The organism is Coleofasciculus sp. LEGE 07092 (genome assembly GCF_015207375.1).
GTDB lineage: Bacteria > Cyanobacteriota > Cyanobacteriia > Cyanobacteriales > Coleofasciculaceae > LEGE-07092.
The window spans coordinates 13,183-34,713 of the sequence record NZ_JADEWY010000072.1 but is presented as its reverse complement, the minus strand read 5'-3'; the positions used below and the strand labels follow the sequence as shown (position 1 = coordinate 34,713).

The window sequence follows — 21,531 nt, the reverse complement described above, 5'->3', positions numbered from 1 at the left end:
GGTTTGATGGGCGTCTCTTGCCAAATGTTTCAGAATTTGTAATTCTACATCCATTGTCCTACTTAGCTTCCAGAGTTTTTTCTTTTAATCCCTTTATTCAGAATACTCGGAAAGTGACAGAAGAGGGATAAGCAGTAAGTGCGATCGCTCTGACTTGTCCGCCTTGAGAAGGTGGCAGTGTTCTAATCTGACGCATCAACTGATAGCCCAAGTTACGAGCTGCTGCTTTTTTGGAACTAGTTCTTGACATATTAATAACCAGTTACTAATATATAACTAGTTATCCCGCAGGAACTCAGAACAAATGAGCAAAGCCCTACAGCAAAAAATCGAAGAGTTATTCAATGCAACCCAAGACCTGAAAAGCTTGGAGGAGATTAAGCCCCATTGTGACCAGTTCAACGAATGGCTTCTCACACAAAACTATAGTGAGAAATCACTAGGCACCTTATTGAGCCGCTACGGTCTATACTCAAAATTCCGTAACATTCCCCTAGAAGAAGGTAAAAATGCTCAACTCATCCCCAAGCATGACGCAGAAGGTCGAGTTAAAGGTCACGAACTGAAGCACTACGTCCCCTTGCTGTGTGGCTTAGATAAAGAGCAATGGCAGAATCGCAATCAATCCACCCGTGCCATTGACCGCTTAGAGAGCTCAACCGAGATAGACCCCGATACCTACTTGCAAGTAACAGGGAAACTTCTTGGCAGTGAAGACCCCCACTCCTTAGCCGTAGGGATTATTGCCGCAACAGGCAGACGCCCTCATGAGGTATTAGTCCGCGCCAAGTTCTCCCCCATTGAAGGAAAGCCCTATCACGTCCTATTTGAAGGGCAGGGTAAGAAGCGGGGTGAAAAGCCAATCTTCGAGATAGCAACCCTCTATCCTGCCGACTATGTAATCAAGTGTCTAGCCAAACTCAGACGGGAATCCAGTACAAAAGCATTGCTATTGGAAGTGTCGAAAGAATTCCCAAAAAGCGTTACCCGTCAAAATGTCGAGCTTGATAAGCGTCGTAATCAATCTCTCAACCGTGTAGTGAGAGCCTACTTTGGCGATGTAGGTCAAGACAACCCAGTTTTAAGATTTCGGCACGGTGAGAAGCAAGACAACTGTAAAGCCCTGCGAGCTGCCTATGCGGTATTGGCAACCGAACGGGATTGTCTTGGGAGCTATGGGTCAAAAATACTACACGCTTCCAAGCTACTGGGTCACTTCACACCAGAAATCAAAGACGATAGCGACCTAGCTCACCTCGCTACAACCGCTGGCTACTCCGATTATTACGTCACTAAGCACGTACCCTTTCCTACTCTCCCAGAAAAAGAAAAAACCCATTCAGTTCGCGTGAATGAGTCCAATTTAGAAGTGATCAAAAGCTTACAACAGCGATGGCAGCTCCCCAATCAGCAAAGCGTTATCAGTCGGCTGATTGAGCGTCACGAGCGGACTGTAGAACTCGGCAAAAAGTTACAACAATTGCAGGCAGAGAATAACCAGTTAGCAGAAGACAAGCGACAAATAACCGAACAATTACAACAACTTCAAGCCAAAGTGAACCAGTTAGAGCAGGAGAAAACAGAAAAGTCACAGGCTTCGGTAAGCGTCAGCGGTTCGACTGAGCCCACCGAAGCCAAAACGGTTCAAACCCAACCCCACCCACAACTGTTCACCGAAGAGACTCTAGAAGCACTAATTGAGCGATTGATTGAAGAGAAACTCCAGAAAGCCGTGTCAAATATCTCAGTGAGTCAGCCACAGTCACAGCCATCTGAAAGCAAGCCAGCGACTCAGCCATCCTCAAAGCAGCAAGAGACAATTGACTTTGAAGGCTACTCCCACGCCGAGCTATGGGCTACCAAGGTGTCAGGGGCTTCAGAAGAGAAAATCCGCCGCAGTTTCAATGCGATCGCCCTTTACAATGACACAGTAGCCACTGGAGACGAAGACCGTTTGGCAATCACCAATCAAGCACTGAGGGAGCTTTCAGGAGTCAATGGGTTGTTGGTCGGAGATTGGATAAAAGCTCATGCTGATGAGGTGATCAGCCACAATTCCAAGTATGGAATGCATAATCCCAAAGACCCCTGTAATCCTACAACCTATTACAACAAGCGGCACGGCAGCTCCAAAATTAGCAAGATACTCTTTCAAGTGAACGAGAGTTTCCTCGATGGTGAAGCGCCAGTCAAATAAGGAGATGAGAGAGAAGCGCGTGTTCTCGCTCAAGTCAAAAATCCCCGCATTCCCCAATACCTAGACTATTTTCATATTGACACACCCCAAGACCGTTCTTTCTATATTGTCCAACAGTTAGCCGAGGGACAATCTCTGGCGACGTGGGTACAAAACGGTTGGCGTGGCAATGAAAAAGAAATTCGGCGCATCGCCACTCAGCTATTAGAAATTCTGGTTTATCTGCATGGATTAACCCCACCTGTTATCCACCGGGATATCAAGCCCCACAATACTATCCGGCGTGATGATGGGCAGTTATTTCTGGTGGATTTTGGTGCCGTGCAGGATACCTATCATAGTACCCTGATGCGGGGCAGTACGATGGTGGGAACCTACGGCTATATGGCTCCAGAACAGTTTCGGGGGCAAGCAGTTCCGGCAACGGATTTATAGGGTTTAGGGGCAACATTACTATTTTTACTCACCCACCGTTCCCCCGCCGACTTACCCACCGATAGGCTGAAGATAGATTTTCGCTCCCGTGTCCAGATTAGCGAGGAGTTTGCCGATTGGTTGGAAAAAATGCTGGAACCGGATGTCGCAGATAGGTTCTCCTCAGCAAAGGAAGCCTTGGCAGTACTGCGCGGTAAGCAGACGCTGAGTACTCCATCGAGTGCCGCTACTCCCTGGAAAGCCATCGTCGGCGTGGGTGTTACTACAGTTGTTGTCGTCAGTATTCTCAACCACTACAAGTATCCCCTCCTGAGTGCGATCGGGTTTACCCCCAGAGCCATGTACGAAGGAATTATGGGTGGAGATATGGAAACCGTCCGCTACTATTTAGACCAAGGGGTGAACGTGAATGCCAAAGAATACCAGGAGCATACACCCCTGCACTGGGCAGTCAGCAATAACAAACCCGACATCGCTGAACTTTTAATCAATAGAGGGGCACAGATTCATACCCGGTACGACTCGGATGGGCATACGGTTCTGCATATTGCCGTGCAGCATGATACCAAAGCCATGACCGAACTGCTACTGAGTCGGGGGGCAAATATTCGGGCGACGGATAACTTTGGCAATAACCCCCTTCACTTCGCCCTCAAGAAGCAAAATGTATCCTACTACTATGGCATGACCCTAACCCAACAGACGCCCTCAATGGAAGTCATCGAACTCCTCATTGCCAAAGGTGTTGATATTAACGGCAGAAATCACCGAGGTGAAACCCCACTAACCTTAGCGCGAACGCAATCGCCCCAAATCGCCGAATTACTCCAACGTTACCAGGCGATCGAGTGATATGGAACAGTTGCATCAACCCGGAGAGATGATCACCCAACGCTACCGTATCCTGAATCTGTTGGGACAGGGGGGTGTGGGGACAACCTATGCTGCCAAAGACTTAAAAAATAATCAAAACGTGGCACTCAAAGTCCTATCCCTGCGGCGGATGGCAGACTGGAAGAAGATGGAATTGTTTGAGCGAGAAGCCCGGATTCTGGCTCAACTTAACCATCCAGGGATTCCCCGTTATTTAGATTATTTCCAAGTAGACACATCAGGCGATCTCCGTTTTTACATTGCTCAACAATTAGCACCCGGAAAATCCTTAGCCGTACTGGTTGAACGGGGTTGGCACCCCGATGAAACCCAAGTCAAGCAGCTCGCCCTGCGCGTCTTAAACATTCTCATTTACCTGCACCAACTAGTCCCCCCTGTGATTCATCGGGATATCAAGCCACAAAATATTATCTTAAATCGCCAGGGACGGGTCTTTCTTGTGGATTTTGGTGCCGTGCAAGATACCTATCACCATACAGTTACAGGTGGCAGTACAATTGTAGGGACTTACGGCTATATGGCACCGGAGCAGTTTCGCGGACAAGCGGTACTTTCGACGGATTTGTATGGGTTAGGAACAACTCTTGTTTTCCTATTAACCCACCAATCCCCCGCCGACTTACCCCAGCGCCAACTCAAACTTGATTTCCGCCCCTATGTTCACCTCTCCAAGGAGTTTGCCGACTGGTTGGAGAAAATGCTGGAACCGATTAGGGAAGACAGATTTGCCGCTGCCACCGAAGCGTTAGCCGTACTGCAAGGGAAACAGGCGCTGATTAAATCCTCAAGACTACCCCGACTGCAAAAACCCAAGGATAGTCCGATTCGTTTAATTAAAAGTGACAATACTCTGAGCGTCGAAATTCCCCCGATTGGATTGCGAACTAAACCCAGTCAACTTGCCGCCCTCATTAATCTGGTGTGGAATGGCTTATTGGTGTTAACGATTGGGATGGTAATTAAACTCTCCTTATTCCTGCAATCCTCTAACCTCATCCCTTTAGGAGTCTGTGTGGTGATAGGAATGTGGTTACTTACAACATTCCTCTACTGCACCTTATCGAAAATAGAAATAGAAGTCAGTTCCCAAACCTTCCAGTTACAGAAGTGGTTACTGGGTTCGCGGTATCAGAACGTTCAGGGAACTACGAGAGATATTAATCAGATAGAACTGAGGGAAATTAATTTACCGTTGAGTAAAAAATCTATCACGTTCTGTCACCTGAGGTTAAGGGGACATAAGCCGAGTTTTGGCATATTTTTAACGCCACCTGAAAAAGAGTGGCTGGTGCGGGAGATTGGGGAGTTTGTAGAGAAATGGCGTTAGTTCAGGTCGGCTGTCTTCTGCCGTTAACACAAGCGAGGCATTTTCTCGGCTTATTGAGCATCCGTTGAGGAGTTAGATAAAGCTGTAAGAAAACCTGTTAGAAGAATCCGAAAGCAGAATTGGCAAGGCAATAACCAGTTAGAGCTTGTTGAGGGTCGCGAGAGCCAAAGCTGTACCTGTGGCTGATTAACTGATAGAAGAGACAGAGCTTTACTTAACTTCTCCTTCTCTAACTGGTTAATATGAGCCTTGAATTCTTCAGGACTTACGCAGGCACACTAAATTAAGCTCTTGGAAGGTTTCAGAATTACTCTGGAGTTCAATCACATTCGGAAAAGCAGACTGACCATTGATCTGAAGGCTATAACTGCCTTGCTGCAAACGTTCTAAATAGTAAACGCCAGCGTCATTGGTGACAGAAAATGACCGTTCTCCAGACTTCGAGGGAATGGCTTCTACTCTAGCGCCACTGATGGGTTGACCTTGGTCATCGGTGACAATACCAGATACCGTATAAGATTGCACCAAAGGGACTAAAACAGGCGTATAACTCCCAGCAACTACATCTACCGCATAGGCATCCTCAACAGCTTGCCAGTCAAAGGGGAACCCCGCCGGATCGAGATCCAGGCGATAGATGCCAGGGGGCAGGTGCATTAAAATGCGATCGCTCTGAATTTCAGCGCGTAATGACCCGGTAGGTTGGTTGTTGACCATGAGCAGGTCGGGGTCTGTATAATGTTTCTCGCCGGGATCGTGTTTGCCGTTTTGATTGCGATCGAAAAAGGGTTGAATTAGGAGTCCCCCCTGAGTGCGGAGATAGTCGGCACGGCGATCGCCTGGGGAAAGTCCTTGCTGTAAATTGAGTCCGGATACTAAGTTTAAACTAAATGCTGATTCATCGGAACTAACCGATACCCCCTGATACCGCGCCTGCACGCGCAAACCCGGTAATATGGAAGTCCCCACCGCAGCAACGATACCGGAACCGCGAGAACCAACGCCGTAACCCAGTTGGGCATCCCACAGGGGACTGCCATCGATTGATTTTTGTTCGGAGGTATAGCGCCACGTCAAGCTGGCTAAATTCTCATCGTTCTGGCTTTGGGTATCGTAACCGAGAACTAAGGCGTGACCTGTGCTAAAGTTTTTGGAAAAATTATAGCTAAGTTCTGATTGGGTACTGATTTCGTTTCCTAATGACCGCAGTTGAAATTGATTGAGACGTTGGATAAAATTCCACCGGAAGCGGCTTTTAGTATCGAAGGTGGCGCGGGCGAAGGTAAAGGCATTTTTGCCGCTAAATGCGAGTTGTACACCGACTTCTGTGGCGTCATTGCTGCTGGTGCCTCCCAGTAAGGTAAAACCGGGGAATAATTGCCAGTAGGCATTCAATCGGGTGGCGAAGCGATCGCTCGTGAATCGGGCGGTAAAATTACGGGAGGGTTCAAAGAGTACGTCTGCGTTAATATCCCAGTCGGAATCCTCTGTACCACTTAAAACGGAGACTGCCGCTTTTAAGGGGAAACCTTCAGGCTGAAAAAAGAGTTCTCCTACTCCTCTCAAAGATTCATCATATACTGCCCCAGCGCCCAGCGTCAGGCTGTTAGAAACGCCCCAGCGCCCCATCACCCCACCTTGAAAGTCGCTAAAATTGCCCAATAGTCCTTGCTCCAAACCCGACAATTGCCGCCGCCAACCACCGGAGACAACATACACCGAGGAACCAGTGGGAATTTGTCCGGGTAAATTAGAGAAGGTAGCGGATCGAATTTCCGGAGTTTCCGTGAGTCGTCCTTGGGGATAGAGTAAAACGCGATAGTTGTTAATCGATTGACTGTTAAATTCAATATCTTCAAAGCGGTAGACGCCAGAGGAATCCACCAGCACTTCTGAAATAGGTTGATCGCTAAATCCCTCAACTAGGCGCACTAATGTACCCGGTTCAGCCTCTCCGGAGATGGTGCGTCCCATTTCGGCAGAATTCAGGCGCTGTCGCGGATCGGAACCGCCGTAAAGTTGAAGCTGGGGGACGAAACCATGGCGTTGAATCGTGGTAAATCCCCAATAGTCACCCCCACTTTGGCTGCGCCAGAAGGTGGGTTGTGAACCAACAATATAATCAGCGGCATCAGTTTGTCGCTGAAATCGGGCTTCGGCAAGGCTCCAAGTGTCTGCTGAGAATAATTGCGGCTGGTTGGCACGGATATACCAACTGCCGCCGAAAATGCTACCGACTGCCGATACATTTCCGGTATAGTTTGGCGATCGCGTTCCAGTTCCGCTAGCATCTAACCGTTGTTCAATCGCAGAAAGGGAGAAACCAGACGCGGCAATTCTGGGCAATCCTTCAGTTTGAACAATCTGTTCTCTTCGTCCAGTTCGAGGCTGTTGGTTTAGCCAGGGTGCTTGGATGGCTACTGCATAGTCGAGGATATCGAATTCTATCTCAACACCGAATAGAGTACGCAAATCGGCTACGGAAAAAACCAATCCCAGTTCTGGATCAGTTTTGAGTTGGTTGGGTTGGATGCGAACCACCTGTGAGGGCGATCGCAATTCGATTTGATTATCAGGTAAAAGTTTAGTATTTAATTTTAATGCTTGCACTACGGCGTCGTAAGGTAACAACCATTGATCAAAATCAATGGCTTGGGTTCCATCGTCTTGTCCGCGTACCAATATACTAGTAACAACGTTACGGTTGTTTACCTTGATGCCGACTAGAAAGGTTGAGAATCCGTCAGGAACTTGAGCGATGGGTGATTGATCGGTGGGAAGGGGTAAACTCTCAGGTTCATCGGTTGCGGGGTTTTCAGGGGGAGTTGAAGCGTCGGAATTTGTTGCGGATAACTGGGTATCTGGAGTTGAAGTTATATTACTATTATCAGATGGTGATTGAATGCTAAAGGTTAAATCATCACCATTATCGGGATAGAGAGTTAAATCAGAATTTAAAGGATTACGATTAGTTGGGGTGTTGGTGTTGGAAAAGTCTAATTGCCCCTGCTGGTTATCGGAAAGGCTAACGGAAATGGGCTGTCCTAATTGCGCTGCACTTAACTGCTCTATTCGTTCCGGTAATATAGGTAAATTAGAGTCTGAGTACTCTGGTAAAAGAGTTTCTGGTAGTGTGGGAGTAGAACGGGAAGCAACGGTATCTGTTGTTTGAAGTGTGGGTGTATTAGCAATCTGAAAGGGAATTCCTGTGGTTTGTGTGGTGTTTTCAGGAGCGACTTGCTGAATTATTGCAGGTGGTGTGTGCGGCGGTACTGAGTGAAACATAATGCAGCTCTTCAAGGTTACAGGAAATACCGCCCTGAAATAAATTTCGGGCTAATAGATAAAGTCAGATAAAGCTGACTGGGATAATTTAAAGCTGTTTTGAGGGGTTTAAGCTTTGAGTGGGAAGTTTATTTTTTTTTAGCGCAGAGGTTCGCAGAGGGTTCGCAGAGGAGCGCAGAGGTTAAGAGAGGTTTTGGTGCAGGGTTTGAGGTGACTTTATCGAGTGGGGATGGTTAGGTTGACGGTGAAGGGAAGTTTGTTGCTGTTATTTTCACCCCAGGTTAATTCGCCTGTGAGTTGGTAGTTACCGGGGGGAAGGGGGGATGGATCGGATTGGGGATTGTTTAATAGGAGGTTGCGATCGCCCTGTGCGACGATAGCAGTAGGGATGGATTCTCCAGTTCTGACAACTGTTTCCCCTTGTTTTAATTTCCAATTAACACCTAAGCGGACAGAAGCATCACCTGTATTGTGAACCAGTAGTTGAAGTGTTTTTTGCTCGGAATTGAAGGTAGCGCTATCTACTGTTAATTTGGGATCTACATCACCCTTGCGGACATAAACAGTAGTGGCTACACGAGTGATTACCCCAACACGTCTACCGCTAGCATCTGTTGACTCTTTTAGAGCTTCAGCAAAAACTGCTGTGCGATATTCTCCATCTGGAAGACTGGGGGCAAGTATAGCCCTCAAGCGTACCCGCCGAGTTGCTCCCGGTGGTACTGTTAATTCTGTGGGGGAAAATTGTAGATAGGGACTGAGGTTATTTGAACTAGAGGATACAGTTTGAAATCCTTTATCGCGCTCATAGGTAAAAGGTTCCGTGTAAATTCGTGTCCGTAGAGGAGTATCACCAGAGTTGATCACATTAATAATAGCTTGTGCTTGACCTTGGTTCGCTTCTGCCTCAATAACTAAAGGAGATGCACCAAGCTGGGCTAAAGCTGCACTACTGAAAAGACAAGCTGCTGATAAAACACCGCTACCAATTTGCAAAGCTTTGAAAGCAATTTTAGAAAAAGGCGCAAGCTTTTGAGCGTAAGAAAACATGACGGTTGACCTTCTTACCTTCGAGTAGTTTTCTGAGTGGATAAATAGCTGCCAGGGCTAGATAGTGCCTGGATTTCCCCAGCAGCTAAGTTATTAGGAATGGTTAATGCAATCCTGGGGAATCTTCTACTACGGTGCAACGGTTAACCGCACGAAAAAGTCATAGTCACCACTAGGAATTGGTGTGAGTGTAGTGGTGGACATATTGACAGTTAAATCAGTAGTTCCTGTTAAAGGTATTGGTGTCGGAACACCAGGGGCAGCAATAGCGACTACATTGGCACCCGTGCCTGTTACACCTACAGTTGTGACTGCTGTAGAATGGTCATAACCATCTGCGGCTGTTGCTACAGCAGGAGCATCTGCTGTTAGTGTTGCTAGAATGTTATTGCAGGTAAGTTGAGCAGTACCAGCAGTACCACTAAGGGTGCTGTCGAGTGTTGTTCCTGCTAAATTGAGTCCTAAAGTTCCATTCACAACATTACTAAAGGTGCAAGATGAAGGGACTTGAGCGGTAAAATGAACATCGGCTGTCTCAGCTTTAGCCGCAGAAGTGAAAGCAACAGTACCGCAAAGAACTAGAGTAGAAGCGATTAAAGACTTGCGAATCATCTGTTTGAGTCCCTCAGAAACTTGTTTAATTGGTTGATGATTCAATAGTAGTCAGTCCCCTATTTGTTGAGAATCAGGTAAATTACTAGAATTGATAGACGGCTATTGAATTAAAATTCAGTGGATGCACTGAAGCCAATAGGGAAAAACCTGAAAGCTCTTAGCCCTGTTCGACTTTTCTTTGGGTGTATCCTATCGAGTCTGAAACCGCTGTCGAGCATTCAACCTAAAAACGGCTGGATTCCCTATCATCGAAGGGTGGGGAGGAATGCCGCCAGCCGTTTTTGTTCATGGTTCATGGTTCATTGCAGTGAACCATGAACTATGAACGGCAAATCCCCGTCCTCATAATAGGGCGGGGAGTCCTTCAACAGGGTTGAACAGCTTATTGTTTCGTTGTCGAGTTAGTGTCACAAAACCTTTTGAAGGGTTTCTGAGATATGTCCTGGAAACAAGTTAATTCCTAGTGCTGATTTGAGTAAGTAGCCAAACAGCATGAGCAAAGCACTCAACATTAAGTTGATCGCAATCAGCAGCATGACAGCAGCAACTACATTACCAACTTTAGCCATTCCTTTCGGCTCATAGCGGCGCTGTTTTCTCCGCCGATCTTTTCCAACAAATAAAACGATGTAGAATCGAGAGAAAACTAAGTCAACAACGAAGCGAAGATCAACAATTTTGGGAGACGGCTTGGGAATCGCTTGGTCTAAAACCGAGACAATTGCCTCAAGCTGTTCGGAGTTAAAGCTTGATAATATCTGAGGTTCTACTCGTTGCAAGTAATAGCTAGGAGTTCTTGATAAATAATCGGAGGAGTTGACTTGCTCGTTTTGAAAAAATGCTCGTTTCAACGGCTTAATCTTCCTTTTGCTGTAGCAGATAGTAGGGCTTTATCAATACCCCTAGAATCAAAAACAAGGGTGAAAACTAATAACCTGAACCCGGTAAAAAACTACTATTCATAACTCGACCAAATTCCAGCCCCAACCCAGTAATTGTTGCCAAAACCAAAAACGCTTGAACGTGGTTGGTATCAACCTGTGCCATCGCTCTCCTAGCAAACGCCAAGGTTAGTACTAACGCTAACCCCAGAATCCAGCTCAAGGCTAAAGAGCCTGCCCAAACTGCAATGCCACTACCGCGAAGGGTTTCAGGCCAAGAATAAGCGATCGCTCCTGCCCACACCACGCCAACTACCCAAGTAATAGCAACAGCAATAGCGTCGGCTCCGACTAAAGCTAAGTGCAGCGTTACGAGTGTAGTTCCAGCCCAAGCAATCCAATGAGCGTTATAGTCAGATAACAGCCAACCCACTGAAATAGACACGAAAAAGAGTGCTGTCAGATGGAACCATGAACCTTGTTTTGTGAGTAACATTAACCTAAATAGTTTTGGATGTGTCTTTCGCTACACCTTAGCCGGCTTTTGGTTGTGCTGTGATCGGGAAATCTACTGAAAACCTATCCCGATGACTTCCGGTGTTCTGAGGGCAATCTCGGTTGAGAATTTCCTCACTCCCTTAAAAATTCCGGCTTTTCCGGACTTACTATGCCAAACAGTTAGTCAAAATGACTCCAAAGCCAGTTATACCGGGATTTTATGCCTTAACATCCTAAGTTAACTCGAACTAATACCCAAAATCCTTGCATAGCAAAGATTTTGGGTATCGTCTGAGGCAATTTAGCATAACAGGTACGGAAGAGCCAAAATTCCAAAAGTTGAGGGAGCGCTACCGCTATGTCTGTAATGAAGTGTTTATGTCTGCATTGACGTTCTCAGGTCTGCAATAGCCCATAACTAACACTTACAGCACAAGGATTAGAGAATGTGCCATGTTTACTCTCCTGATTAGAAAGCTTCAGCTTCAACTAGACAAGCCAGTGGTCAACTCGAATGAGCGATCGCACTATCCTCTAATCCTGCCTCTTTCAACCAAACCGAAAGCGTATTGATGGGACTGTGTTTGATGTTCCTGACACTGAAGCTAAATGGTTCATGTGACCTTGGCTCGAAAATGTCATATTCTTGGTCGTGTCCCTGCGAAAATACACTGGATGAATTGAAAACACATCTTAATGGTCGCTCCACTCCTATCCGTATGTATCTATATGAGCCGAATTGGGATACAAATCGGTCAGTCGAGTCACGAGGCGAGGGGAAAGGTTTTGATCGAACAGGAGAAGTTTCACGGTTGAATGGTAACAGTGAGGCGTTCGCGTTGAGCGGCAAACCAAAGACAAGCAAGGATATCTCTTTTGGTGAGATAGGGGAAGTCTTCGAGAATTTCGTCTTGACTCATGCCGGAAGCGAGATATTCCAACACATCATAGACAGTGATTCGCATCCCTTGGGATGCAGGGCTTACCGCCACGTTTTCCAGGTTCTAAGGTGATGAGGTCTTGGTAATTCATTGGTTTTGTGAGGTTTGAGAATTAGGAAAGGTGTTGGAGGTGGGAGATGGGAGCGGGAGCGATCGCTGTGATCGCAGGGATGTTAGTTTTTGCGAGGGAATCGGTGAGGATAAGGCGATCGCTTCTTGGCTGGTTCGACTTTGAGCAGTTGACGGCAGATGCGCACGCTTAAGAGTCCTAGTGTAGGCAAGGGAGAGACGGCTGACGCACACTCAAGAGTACCAACGCCAGGTGTTTTAACCCGCGTCTATGCTCACGAATGGAAAGTGTGATGCGATGACGATAGTCACTTTAACCCAGAGGTGGGAGATGGGAGAAAAATGCGATCTGCACTTCTCTGCGAGACGCTACGCGAACGCTTTACTCGCTTCGCTATCGCTATTCCAATGGCGGCAGCTCCTAGATGGGGTGGGGAAGTGTGAGAAGCGAGTGCCTCTCGACTCCCACTCGTCATGTCGGCAAGAGCGCTGGTAGGGGCAAGGGTAAGAGGGAATCATCCTGAAACCTGATAGAGGCGACGAATGCCTTCAACTTAGTTAGGGGCTAGTAGTCTGTCAAGAACTAATTGACGGATAGAGACGCTTCAGTTTAATACGTGCATCTTCGGTAGTAAATTGCCAATCTACTTTACAGGAGAATTCATTTCTACGTTTTTCCCAGGCAGCGATTTCCTGTTTCAAAACCTCTTTGTCAGCAATACGCCGGTCAAGGCATTGTCGGTTTAAAACACTCAACTCAATTTCAGCCATATTTAACCAACTTCCATGCTTTGGTGTATAGTGGAACTCGATTTTATCGAGAATTCGTCTGGCTTCTGCGGGGAGAAATGCCTTGTAAAGAGAAGCTCTAATGTGAGTATTCAGATTATCTTGAACAAGTTGAATTTTTTGGGCTTGGGGATAGCATTCATCAACCAGATATTTTATTTGTTGAGCGTAGTCAATTTGGGTACGTTGGTCGGTTACTTCTACATGCCTCCATCCGACTAAAGGCTCAAACATCATAAATAGATTACAAACCCCTTCCCGTTGGTATTCATAGTCATAGCGTTCAGGCTGTCCTGGTTCTGCTGGCAAAGGTTTCCTGACTTCAGAAATTAATTGCTTTGAGCTTTCATCGAAGCAAACTAAGGGATAATCGGGGTCATAAGGACGAGTATACAATTGTAGAATATCTTCCATTTGGCAGACTCTCCTCAGCATTAGCTTCAGGTGGAATCACCCAAGATTCATTCAACCAAGGCTAATCGCGAGTTTTTTTTAGAACCTGTCGCACACTTTCATGTGAAATACTCTCTACATATCCCAATGCCACTATTTGATCTGCCAATAATCTTAATGTCCAACGGCTATATCCCTCTGGTGGGCTGCTGCAAGCTGTTGCCACCAAATGGGCTTCTACTTCTCCGTCTAGACGTCGCAACTTCAATGAATGTCGCTGACGGGATACCAGGGCATTTTCTAAGCTTTCTTCGACAAATCTTTGCCGAACACGCTCAATTGTTCTGGTGCTAATCTTGAAAGCCTCGCTAATAGCTTGATCTTTCCATCCCCCATCTGGGTGATTTACATCGGCTTTAAGAAGTATATAAGCGTGATTGATTTTAGCGGCGGCGGCTTTACCAGTTTTGGTTAATTGTTCTAGACTTTGGCGTTCTGAGGCAGTCAGGGAAACAATGTATTGTTTGGCAGGCATAGCTTACATACATATAGGAAATATATCTCCCATTATCCGTCAAAATGTATTAGTCTCGACGGCGTAACCCTTCTAATAACTGTTCGAGAACGCAGAAAGTGTAAGCACGACGGTCGATACTACCATCAGATGACACTACCCAATCAACCCAGGATTTTTTGACCAGATTGATTACCTTCAAAATTGATGGTCAAGAGTAATTCTTACAGTTTGTGGCTTAGTTAGGTTACGAGTTGGAGCCTTGATACTGCCGATATAAAAACTAAGATAAAATCGAGTATTAATTGCCAAATAATACTGTAGATAGCTCTACAATTGCAGCCTAAATTAATGGCAACTGGCTCAAAGCCTTATCCAGTCGTATAAATAAGCCGAACTTTATGAGCGTTTGAATAACAATAAAACGCTTTATGGGAAAGGCTTTGAGAGTTTCTGGAGATCTCTAATATAGATCTGTGCCTCGCTTCTCAGTACCCAAATTGGACTAGACCCGATATGCCGGGGTCGAAGGATGGCTTTGTGGATGATCTGATGGCTAAACTGAATCAGTTGTTCTAATGCAGCTTCGGAACAAAACTCGGCAAGCTGTGACTGAAATAGCTCTTTGAGTGCCTCTGTTGGAACATATGCTGTGACGGTTGTTGAAGCTGGCGGAGGCTCAGAACCCAAGGACTGACTCGCAGCCGGAATGACCAAAGACTCAATCCGGCGTTGAATCTGAGTTGCGATGGAATCAAAATCCGGAACAGAATTGTTACCTCAATATTGAGCTAAACTGTCTCAATTTTTCGGAATTCTGTTGAGACCGATATAATTGGCGGCATAGCTCATGACATCCTTTGGGAGGGCGTTCTATGATTGCTTTATCTGGAATTACCATCCAAAGCAAAATTTACGAAAGCTCAAATTCTCTGGTGTACCGAGGCATCAGAACGCAAGACGAGCGGGCGATTCCGCGAAGCGCACTGCCAGAGGCAATCGTCATCAAACTGCTAAAGCTTGATTATCCCTCTCCTCAAGAATTAACACGCTACCGACAGGAATATGAAATTACCCGCTCCCTCAACCTGGAAGGAGTGGTCAAGGCATACAGCCAGCAAGACTATCAACGCACGCTGATTATTCTCTCAGAAGACTTTGGAGGTGAGTCCCTAGAGCAATGGATGCGGCAGCAATCAAGTTTCTGCCCAATGTCCTTACCTACATTCCTGCGACTGGCGATCGCCCTCACCGATATTTTGGGCAGTATTCACGCTAACAATATCATTCACAAAGATATTAATCCTGGAAACATCGTTTTTAACCCAGGCACTGGCGTTGTTAAAATTATTGACTTTGGAATAGCAACCCGATTTAATCGCACGAATCCGACATTCAAGAGCCACTATAGTTTAGAAGGCACATTAGCCTACCTGTCTCCAGAACAAACCGGGCGGATGAATCGGTTGCTCGATTACCGCACTGATTTTTACTCGCTCGGTGTAACGTTTTACCAATTACTGACCGGACAGTTGCCGTTTGAAACAGCCGACAGATTGGAGTTAGTCCACTGTCATATTGCCAAACAACCTGTTTCACCTCACGAACTGAATGTAACAATTCCTAAGTCCATTTCAGAGATTGTCATGAAACTGATGGCGAAGAATGCCGAAGATCGCTATCAGAGTGCTTGGGGCATCAAAGCCGATTTAGAAAGCTTGGCAGAACAATTAAAAGAAACCAAGAAAATTGGCACCATCCCACTCGCGCTGCACGATGTTTCTGGTCAATTTCACATTCCCCAAAAACTGTATGGACGGGAAGCAGAGATTACAGCATTATTGGCAGCGTTTGAGAGAGTAGTCACCAGGGCAACGGTTGCCAAAACCTGCCGACCAGACGAAGGTATTAGCAATCCTGAACTCAGCGTCGAAATGATGTTAGTGTCTGGCTACGCTGGTGTTGGCAAATCAGCGTTAGTGCAGGAACTCCATAAACCCATCACGGCAAAACGCGGCTATTTTATTTCTGGGAAGTTTGACCAGTTACAGCGCGATATTCCCTACAGTGCGATCGCCCATGCCCTGCACAATTTGGTGCAACAACTACTGGGTGAACCTGATGAGCAATTGCAATCGTGGCGATCGCGCCTGCTAAATGCTTTAGAAAGCAATGGACAACTCATCATTGATGTAATTCCCGAAGTAGAACTCATTATTGGCAAGCAATCCCCTGTACCAAAGGTTGGAGCGACGGAAGCTCAAAACCGCTTTAATCGGGTTTTTCAGCAGTTCATTCGAGTGTTTTGTTCTAAAGAACATCCGCTAGTGATCTTCTTAGATGATTTGCAGTGGATTGATTCAGCCACACTGAAGTTAATCGAACTAATGCTGCTCGATGAGCAAACTCAATTCTTATGTTTGATAGGAGCGTATCGAACTAATGAAGTGGCTTCAACTCATCCACTCGTGTTAACCCTAGAGAGGTTGCGACAACAAGGGGCAGTGCTTCAAGAGATTGTTCTAGCACCCCTAACCCTGGAGCCGTTAGCTCATCTGGTCGCTGAGACACTACTTCAGGATGCTGATAGCGTTCGTCCCTTGGCTGAATTAGTGTTGCGTAAAACTGAGGGCAATCCCTTTTTTATTGGCGAATTCTTGCGATTGCTGTACAGTGAAAATCTTTTGAGCTTTAATGCAGAATGCTTAAGCTGGCAGTGGAACATTAATCAAATTCAAGCTCTCAATATTACCGATAATGTGGTGGAGTTGTTGTTGAGCAAGTTGAGGAAACTGCCGGAAGCGGCACAGCAGATACTTCGACTAGCTGCCTGCATTGGGGCTGAATTTGATTTGGAAACGTTAGCGATCGTATGTGAGCAATCTCCCAAAATAGTGTTTCAGGATCTACTAGCAGTGATCCAAGCTGAATTAATTCAGCCTCTTTCTGAATTAGACAAAGATTTGTTAATTCAGGAGTATAAATTCTTACACGATAACGTGCAACAAGCCGCCTATGCCTTGATCGATGAAGCGCAGAAACAAGTTGTTCATTTGCAAATTGGTCGCAATTTACTCAAAAAAACCTTGTCAGAGAGGTTATTTGAGATTGTTGATCACCTAAATCATGGGATTGAGCTAGTCGCCGATCAAGCAGAGCGAGATGAAATTGCCAAACTGAATTTATTGGCAGGTCAGAAAGCAAAGGCAGCGATCGCTTACACAATTGCTAAAGAATATTTAGCGACAGGAAGAGAATGGTTGGCAACATCTAGCTGGCAAACAGACTATGAGTTGACATTGAACTTATACTCAGAAACAGCGGAAGTTGCTTATTTATGTGGAGAGTTTGAAGATGTAGAACAGTGGGCAGAAACTGTTTTACGAGAAGCCCTGACAGTTCTAGATACCGTAAAAGTTTACGAAGCTAGAATTCAAACTGCTATCGCGCAGAGCCAGCTATTAGAAGCAATCAATACAGCACTACAAGTTTTGCGCCAGCTAGGAATTAATTTTCCTGAAACACCCAGTCAGTCAGATATTGATCTTGAACTAGAGGCGATCTCATCACTCCTCAGCGAGAGGTCGATTAAAGACTTGATCCATTTGCTGGAAATGATTGAACCAGACAAATTGGAAGCAATGAAAATTCTATCAAGGATAACGACTGTTGCCCAAATTGCGGCTCCTAATTTAATGCCACTATTTGCATCTAAGCAAGTCAGCTTGTCAATTCAATATGGAAATGCATCTACATCTCCCGTTGCCTATGCCAACTTTGGTTTGGTTCTATGTGGGATGCTTGGCAACATTGAGTCTGGTTACGAATTTGGACAGCTTGCCTTGAGGCTATTATCACAGCCGCATACTCAAGTGGTTAAAGCTCGGACTATAACCATCGTCAATAACTTTATTACCCCATGGAAAGAACATATCAAAGAAACATTGCAGCAATTTCTAGAAGGATATAAAAGTGGGTTTGAAACCGGAGATTTAGAGTTTGCTGGCTATTGTGCTCATTGTTATTGCTATCACTCCTATGTTGTTGGGAAAGAACTCATAGAACTTGAACATAAGATGACAACCTATGGTGAAGCAATCCGCCAAATCAAACAAGAACTGCCACTTACCTGGAATCAGTTATATCAGCAGTCTATCTTGAACTTGATTGGACGCTCAGTTAATCCATCTCGCCTAATTGGAGAGGTCTACAACGAACAAATTGAAATACCAAAACATAAAATAGCAAATAATGGATTCGCAATCTTTAATACTTACTTCAATAAGCTTTGCCTATGCTATCTGTTCTCTGAGTACTCTCAAGCGGTTGAAAACTCAAACATGGCAGAGGACTATTTACTCCAAATGTCAGCCACATTTGCTAAAGCTGTGTACTACTTTTATGATTCTCTAGCCAGACTTGCAATATATGCTGAAAGCAACACTAAAGTACAGTCAGAAATCCTCGAAAAAGTTACAACGAAGCAAGAGAAAATGAAACGATGGGCGCACCATGCGCCCATGAATTATTTGCATAAATATTATCTCGTTGAGGCAGAAAAGTCGCGAGTTTTGGGTCAATTGTTTGAGGCAGAGGAGTTCTATGAACAAGCGATTCAAGGGGCTAGAGACAATGAATATCTTCAAGAAGAAGCGCTAGCCTACGAATTAGCTGCAAAATTCTATCTGTCTCGTGGTCGAGAGAAATTTGCTAAAACCTATATGAAAGAAGCTCACTACTGCTATCAACGGTGGGGAGCAATAGTAAAAGTCAATGATTTAGAAGCTCGTTATCCATCGTTTTTTCCTCAGTCGTCCAACGTGTATTCCACACCAGTCCGCACTACTGCTGGAAGCACTTCTAATACCTCATCCACTGCTCTTGATTTAGCGACGGTGATGAAAGCATCGCAGGCGATTTCCCGTGAAATTGAACTGGATCGGTTGCTTCATTCCTTGATGCAGATATTAATCGAGAATGCTGGCGCACAAACTGGATGCCTGCTTTTGGAAAACTCAGGCGGATGGGCGATCGAGGCTGCTTATGAACTCAGCGATGATGAGAATGTCTGTACGATGCCAGTGTTGGAATCGATGCCAATGGCAAATCGCCTACCCGAATCGATTATTCAGTATGTGATTCGGACTCATGAACCCGTGATCTTGAATGATGCGACTCATGAAGGTAATTTCATCCATGAGCCATACATTCAGCACAACCAACCGCGATCTCTGCTCTGTTTGCCGTTGCTGAATCAAAGTAAGCTTGTTGGTGTGTTGTATTTGGAAAATCAATTAGCAACTGGAGCATTTACACTAGAGCGATCGCAAGTTCTGAATCTACTCTCCACTCAAGCCGCGATCGCGATCGAGAATGCCAAACTCTATTCAAAGTTACAAGCTAGCGAAAGTCAGATGACTCAATTTCTAGAAGCGATTCCAGTGGGAATTGGAATAGTCGATGCGGCGGGTCGCCCTTACTATGCCAATCGACAGGGCATTCAGCTAATGGGCAAAGGGATTGATCCGTCTGTGGCACCGGAGCAAATTGCAGAGGTTTATCAAATTTATGTGATGGGAACAGAGCAAGTTTATCCGACAGAGAGGCTACCAATCATTCGAGCATTGAGCGGCGAATGCACCACGATTGACGACATAGACATTCGCCAAAACAACGCCACCATTCCAGTTGAGGTATGGGGGACTCCAGTTTTTGACGAACAGGGCAAGGTAGCTTATGCGATCGCAGCCTTTCAAGATATTACCGAGCGCAAACAAACAGAACACCTCTTAGCCAATTACAACCGAATGTTAGAACAGCAAGTCACTGAGCGAACTTTGCTGCTTTCGCAGGAGATTGAAGAGCGCCAACGAGTTGAAAACGCCCTGCGGCAAAGCGAAGAGCAACGCAGACTAACGATGGATTTCACCTACATCGGCAGTTGGAACTGGAACATTGTGGAAAATACCTCAGCCTGGAACGATAACCACGCTCGATTGCTGGGGTTAGTCCCCGGTGAAGTTGAAAGTAGCTATCAGGCATGGCGCGATCGGGTTCACCCAGAGGATATTCTTCGGGTTGAGCAAGCTGTTACAGTAGCTCTCACAACTCATACCGATTTTGAAGCTGAATATCGAGTGGTTTACCCGGATGGCAGCATTCATTGGTTAGTGGGTCGCGGTCGCGGCGTTTATAACGAAGCTGGACAGCCTGTGCGAATGTTAGGAGTGATTCTCGATATCACAGATCGCAAACGTGCTGAAGAAGCCTCAATTTTAGAAGAACGTAACCGCATGGCCCGAGAAATTCACGACACTTTAGCGCAAGCCTTCACGGGGATTCTAGTTCACATGGGAACCGTTTCTCGATTGGTGAACACTAACCCCGACGTAATTCAAACCCATGTTAATACAGTGCGAGATCTGGCTCGCAGTGGGCTAACAGAAGCACGACGATCGGTTGCGGCACTCCGTCCCCAATTGCTAGAAGATGGCAATCTCTGGACAGCCCTAGAACGATTTGTCGCGACGCTGCAATCTTCAACTGAAACCAGCTTAATCTGTGAAATTATCGGTACACCCTATGTCCTACCTGCTGAAACAGAAAACAACCTTTTAAGGATTGCCCAGGAAGCATTTACTAATGCTGTCAGGTATGCTAACGCAACTGAAATTCGGATTGAGTTATTGTATGAATCGACGCAATGCTTCTTGCAAATTAGAGACAACGGAAAAGGGTTTGAAGCGAACCCTACAATCTTAAATCGGGGGTTTGGCTTATTGGGGATGACCGAACGAGCGGAACGCATTGGAGCACAGCTCTCGATCGAGAGCCGATTGGGGCAAGGAACCGAAGTGAGCATATCCGTACATCGGGAGGCATCAGCATGAGTCAGTCTACAACAATCCGCGTTTTACTGGTTGACGATCATGCCATTGTCCGACAGGGGTTAGCCGCAATGATTGAGAATGAGCCGGATATGACGGTGGTAGGTCAAGCAGGGGATGGATTGGAAGCGATCGCCCTCTATCGACGACTCAACCCTGATGTCACCTTGATGGACCTACAAATGCCGCAGATGAGCGGTGCCGACGCGACTTTAGCCATCTGTGCTGAATTTGCCCATGCTCGCATTATCATCCTAACCACGTATGATGGCGATGAGGATATTTATCGAGCATTACGTGCCGGGTCCAAGGGCTATTTGCTTAAGGATGCCGAACCGGATGCACTGCTCAGTGCGATTCAACTCGTCCATAGTGGACAACAATATATCCCTTCTGAAGTTGCTGCCAAGTTAGTGCAACGGATGAACGTCCCAGAATTGAGCGATCGCGAGCAAGAGGTTGTGCGTCAGATGGCGCTTGGCTTGAATAATCATGATATTGGTGCGGCTTTGAATATTACCGAAAGTACAGTCAAGTTCCACATCAACCGAATTCTGAGCAAATTAGGCGTGAGCGATCGCACACAAGCGGTGATTACTGCACTGAAGCGGGGACTAGCTAAGTTGTGACAGCGATGAGAACTGAACTTAAGTTCGGTTGAGGTCTCGTTGCAGAGATAGTGAGCAACTGTTGTTTCATGCCCTCAAACACTCAACTTTGAGTTGGCGACAAAGCTGCATTAATTTCATAGGCTAA

15 protein-coding genes and 2 pseudogenes are annotated in these 21,531 nt (G+C 45.9%); 7 read left to right on the top strand and 10 right to left on the bottom strand.

Annotated features, from left to right (window positions below; translation table 11 throughout):
* Window positions 1-97: 97 nt before the first annotated feature.
* Window positions 98-250, bottom strand: coding sequence for a hypothetical protein (locus tag IQ257_RS17600; RefSeq protein WP_193874917.1), 153 nt, complete (start codon window positions 248-250; stop codon window positions 98-100).
* A 54-nt stretch (window positions 251-304) separates the two neighbouring features.
* Between IQ257_RS17600 and IQ257_RS17595 the strand changes: the two genes are divergently transcribed.
* From IQ257_RS17595 to IQ257_RS17585, 4 genes are all read left to right on the top strand, one after another.
* On the top strand, window positions 305-2,197 hold the full coding sequence (locus IQ257_RS17595) for a protelomerase family protein (protein WP_193874913.1): 1,893 nt from the start codon (window positions 305-307) through the stop codon (window positions 2,195-2,197).
* 48 nt (window positions 2,198-2,245) lie between these two features.
* Window positions 2,246-2,632: a serine/threonine protein kinase gene (locus IQ257_RS30160; RefSeq protein ID WP_416207930.1), complete on the top strand. Its 387-nt coding sequence runs from the start codon at window positions 2,246-2,248 to the stop codon at window positions 2,630-2,632.
* A 129-nt stretch (window positions 2,633-2,761) separates the two neighbouring features.
* On the top strand, window positions 2,762-3,484 hold the full coding sequence (locus tag IQ257_RS30155) for an ankyrin repeat domain-containing protein (protein ID WP_228060793.1): 723 nt from the start codon (window positions 2,762-2,764) through the stop codon (window positions 3,482-3,484).
* A 1-nt stretch (window position 3,485) separates the two neighbouring features.
* The gene (locus tag IQ257_RS17585; RefSeq protein ID WP_193874910.1) at window positions 3,486-4,853 is read left to right on the top strand and encodes a serine/threonine protein kinase; all 1,368 of its coding nucleotides are present in this window, start codon (window positions 3,486-3,488) and stop codon (window positions 4,851-4,853) included.
* 258 nt (window positions 4,854-5,111) lie between these two features.
* Here IQ257_RS17585 and IQ257_RS17580 read toward each other — a convergent pair whose 3' ends face one another.
* From IQ257_RS17580 to IQ257_RS17550, 7 genes and pseudogenes are all read right to left on the bottom strand, one after another.
* Window positions 5,112-8,138 carry a carboxypeptidase regulatory-like domain-containing protein gene (locus IQ257_RS17580; protein WP_193874908.1) on the bottom strand — a complete coding sequence of 1,009 codons (3,027 nt, stop codon included), beginning with the start codon at window positions 8,136-8,138 and terminating at the stop codon, window positions 5,112-5,114.
* 216 nt (window positions 8,139-8,354) lie between these two features.
* Entirely contained in the window at window positions 8,355-9,188 is an 834-nt protein-coding gene (locus tag IQ257_RS17575; protein WP_228060792.1) for a P pilus assembly protein, chaperone PapD, read from the bottom strand.
* 129 nt (window positions 9,189-9,317) lie between these two features.
* The gene (locus IQ257_RS17570; protein ID WP_193874906.1) at window positions 9,318-9,845 is read right to left on the bottom strand and encodes a hypothetical protein; all 528 of its coding nucleotides are present in this window, start codon (window positions 9,843-9,845) and stop codon (window positions 9,318-9,320) included.
* Window positions 9,846-10,210: 365 nt separating this feature from the next.
* A complete protein-coding gene (locus IQ257_RS17565) occupies window positions 10,211-10,654 on the bottom strand; it encodes a hypothetical protein (RefSeq protein WP_193874904.1) in 444 nt (147 codons plus the stop codon).
* A 76-nt stretch (window positions 10,655-10,730) separates the two neighbouring features.
* Window positions 10,731-11,129, bottom strand: coding sequence for a hypothetical protein (locus IQ257_RS17560; RefSeq protein WP_228060791.1), 399 nt, complete (start codon window positions 11,127-11,129; stop codon window positions 10,731-10,733).
* Between the two features lie 859 nt (window positions 11,130-11,988).
* Window positions 11,989-12,214 (bottom strand): annotated as a pseudogene (locus IQ257_RS17555) (DUF433 domain-containing protein).
* Window positions 12,211-12,426 carry a hypothetical protein gene (locus IQ257_RS17550; RefSeq protein ID WP_193874900.1) on the bottom strand — a complete coding sequence of 72 codons (216 nt, stop codon included), beginning with the start codon at window positions 12,424-12,426 and terminating at the stop codon, window positions 12,211-12,213. Before IQ257_RS17550 ends, IQ257_RS17555 begins: the two are co-directional and overlap by 4 nt.
* Window positions 12,427-12,490: 64 nt before the next feature.
* On the opposite strand from IQ257_RS17550, the gene IQ257_RS17545 reads away from it, so the two are divergent.
* A complete protein-coding gene (locus IQ257_RS17545) occupies window positions 12,491-12,688 on the top strand; it encodes a hypothetical protein (RefSeq protein ID WP_193874898.1) in 198 nt (65 codons plus the stop codon).
* An 80-nt stretch (window positions 12,689-12,768) separates the two neighbouring features.
* Here the strand turns inward: IQ257_RS17545 and IQ257_RS17540 are convergent.
* Together IQ257_RS17540 and IQ257_RS30820 are read right to left on the bottom strand one after the other, a co-directional pair.
* Window positions 12,769-13,909: pseudogene (locus IQ257_RS17540) on the bottom strand (IS630 family transposase).
* Window positions 13,910-13,958: 49 nt separating this feature from the next.
* Entirely contained in the window at window positions 13,959-14,090 is a 132-nt protein-coding gene (locus tag IQ257_RS30820; protein WP_265584493.1) for a hypothetical protein, read from the bottom strand.
* A gap of 673 nt (window positions 14,091-14,763) precedes the next feature.
* Between IQ257_RS30820 and IQ257_RS17535 the strand changes: the two genes are divergently transcribed.
* Entirely contained in the window at window positions 14,764-20,778 is a 6,015-nt protein-coding gene (locus IQ257_RS17535; protein ID WP_193874897.1) for an AAA family ATPase, read from the top strand.
* The gene (locus tag IQ257_RS17530; RefSeq protein WP_193874895.1) at window positions 20,775-21,404 is read left to right on the top strand and encodes a response regulator; all 630 of its coding nucleotides are present in this window, start codon (window positions 20,775-20,777) and stop codon (window positions 21,402-21,404) included. Before IQ257_RS17535 ends, IQ257_RS17530 begins: the two co-directional genes overlap by 4 nt.
* The last annotated feature ends 127 nt before the right edge of the window (window positions 21,405-21,531 follow it).